This is a genomic window from Rhodococcus sp. BS-15, assembly GCF_000813105.1.
Lineage (GTDB): Bacteria > Actinomycetota > Actinomycetes > Mycobacteriales > Mycobacteriaceae > Rhodococcoides.
This window is the reverse complement of sequence record NZ_BAOX01000430.1, coordinates 1-2900: the sequence shown is the minus strand read 5'-3', so window position 1 is coordinate 2900 and position 2900 is coordinate 1. Positions and strand designations below refer to the sequence as shown.

Annotated in this window: 2 pseudogenes; both read right to left on the bottom strand. The window is 65.1% G+C overall.

The window, feature by feature from the left end:
- Positions 1–2641 (bottom strand): annotated as a pseudogene (alaS, locus tag RHBS_RS26290) (alanine--tRNA ligase); the annotation flags it as partial.
- A 43-nt stretch (positions 2642–2684) separates the two neighbouring features.
- Positions 2685–2900 (bottom strand): annotated as a pseudogene (locus RHBS_RS26285) (replication-associated recombination protein A); the annotation flags it as partial.

Below are 2900 nucleotides of genomic sequence, written 5' to 3'. Positions count from 1 at the left end.
AGCCCGGGCGGCTCGATACCGGCTGCGATTCCGGCGACGTCCGATCCCGACCCCTGAGCCAGCTCGGGCTTGCCGCCGCCTCGGCCACCGATGCTCGGACCGAAGGCCGCCACCAGATCGCCTGCCGCGACGCCTGCATCCTGAGCTGCCTTGTTGGTCGAGACCACGAACGGGACCTTGCCGTTCACGGTGCCGAACAACACCACCACGGCCGGGTCGGTGCCCAGCCGTCCGCGAATGTCGGTCACCAGGGTGCGCAGGTCATTGCCGCCGACGCCGTCCGGTGCCTGAGCGACCACCGCTCGCACATCACCGAATCGCTCGGCCTTGCCGACGAACTCACCTGCCGAGGCCAGCACGGCAGCGGCCTTGACGGCGTCGAGTTCCTTCTCCGCGACGCGCAGGCGCTCGACCATGGTTTCGATGCGGGCCGGGACCTCCTCGGACGGCACCTTCAGCGAGGACGCGATGCCGGCCAGCAGTGCGCGTTCCTTGGCGAGATAGCGGTACGAATCGAGGCCGACGAAGGCTTCGACTCGGCGCACTCCGGAGCGACGGACGATTCACCGAGAATGGTGACAGGGCCGATCTGCGACGAGTGCTGCACGTGCGTACCACCGCACAGTTCCATCGAGAACGGTCCGCCGATTTCGACGACGCGCACTTCGTCGCCGTAGTTCTCGCCGAACAGGGCCATCGCGCCCATCTTCTTGGCGCTGTCGAGGTCGGTGACCAGAGTGTTGACCGCGAAGTCCGAACCCACCGCGTCGTTTGCGACGTTCTCGATGTCGTCGCGCTGGGCCTCCGAGAGTGCGCCCTGCCACGAGAAGTCGAACCTGAGGTAGCCGGGCTTGTTGAGCGATCCCGCCTGCGTCGCGTTCGGCCCGAGGACCTGTCTCAGTGCCGCATGCACCATGTGCGTACCCGAGTGGCCCTGCGTCGCACCCTTGCGCCAGGCGTGATCGACGTCGACGTGGACGGTGTCGCCTTCGGTGATCTGACCCGACTCGACCACGGACTTGTGCGTCCAGAGCTTCTTGGCGATCTTCTGCACGTCGTTGACCTTGACACCGAGGCCAGGGGCGGTGATCGTGCCGATGTCGGCGATCTGACCACCGGACTCGGCGTAGAGCGGACTGCGATCGAGAATGATCTCGATTCTGTCTCCCGCAACCGCGGTCGGAACCCGGACGCCGTTGGAGATCAACGCCAACACTGTTGCGTCGGAACCGAGTTCGTCGAATCCGGTGAACTCGGTCGGCGAACCGTCGACGAAATCCTTGTAGACCGTCAGGTCGGCGTGCGCGTGCTTGCGGGCGCGGGCGTCGTCCTTGGCCCGGTTGCGCTGCTCGGCCATCAGCGATCGGAATCCGTCCTCGTCGACAGACAGCCCCGCCTCGGCGGCCATCTCGAGCGTCAGATCGATCGGGAACCCGTAGGTGTCGTGCAGCGCGAATGCTTCTGCGCCGCCGATCTTCTTCGCACCCGACGCCTTGACTGCCTCGGCGGCACCCTCGAACAGTCGTGAGCCCGAGGTGAGGGTCTTGAGAAACGCCGTCTCCTCCCCCACCGCGACGGTGAGGATGCGATCGAAGTCGGTGACGAGGTTCGGGTAGGACTCGGCCATCGTGTCGCGCACGACGGTGACGAACTGAGCCATGGTCTCGTCGGGTGCTCCCAGCAGACGTGCCGAGCGTACGATGCGGCGCAGCAACCGGCGCAGTACGTAGCCGCGACCGTCGTTGCCGGGGTTGACCCCGTCGGAGATGAGCAGCGCAGCGGTGCGCGCGTGATCGGCGATGACGCGGAAACGGACGTCGTTTTCGTGATTCGCACCGTAGGCGCGTCCCGAGAGCTCCTCGGCCTTGGCGATCACCGGCCGAACGAGGTCGGTCTCGTAGACGTTGTCCACGCCCTGCAGCAGAAACGCGACGCGCTCGACGCCCATGCCGGTGTCGATGTTCTGTTTCGGCAACGGACCGAGGATCTCGAAGTCGTCCTTGCTGATTCCCTTGCCGCGCTCGTTCTGCATGAACACGAGGTTCCAGATCTCGATGTACCGATCCTCGTCGGCTTCTGGACCGCCCTCGGCACCGAACTCGGGTCCGCGGTCGTAGTAGATCTCCGAGCACGGGCCGCATGGGCCGGGAATGCCCATGGACCAGTAGTTGTCGGCCATTCCGCGCCGTTGAATTCGATCGTCGGGCAGGCCGGCGATCTCCTTCCAGAGTTCGATGGCCTCGTCGTCGTCGAGATATGCAGTGGCCCAGATGCGCTCGGGGTCGAACCCGTACCCACCGTCCTCGACACTGTCGGTCAACAGCGACCAGGCGTGCCGAATGGCGTCGCGCTTGAAGTAGTCACCGAACGAGAAGTTGCCTGCCATCTGGAAGAACGTGTTGTGGCGGGTGGTGATACCGACGTTCTCGATGTCGAGGGTGCGCACGCACTTCTGGACGCTCGTCGCCGTCTTGTACGGCGGTGTCTGCTGACCGAGGAAGAACGGCACGAAGGGGACCATGCCCGCGTTGACGAACAGCAGGTTCGGGTCGTCGAGAATCAACGACGCACTGGGTACTTCGGTGTGTCCCGCCTTCACGAAATGGTCGAGGAAACGCCTGCGGATCTCATGGGTCTGCACAGATACAGGTTAGCGTCGTCAGACCCTGTGCCGACTCGAGGGCCTATCGGCCTCGGATGATGCGTCGCAGTTTCCCCACCCTGGTCGCGATTTCGCGCTCGGCACCGTGTTCGGTGGGCTCGTAGTAGTTCACGCCCACCAGCTCGTCCGGCGGATACTGCTGCCCCAGCACGCCGCCCGGACTGCTGTGCGGGTACCGATACCCGACGGCGTTTCCCAGTCCCTGCGCTCCCTTGTAGTGGCCGTCGCGGAGATGCGG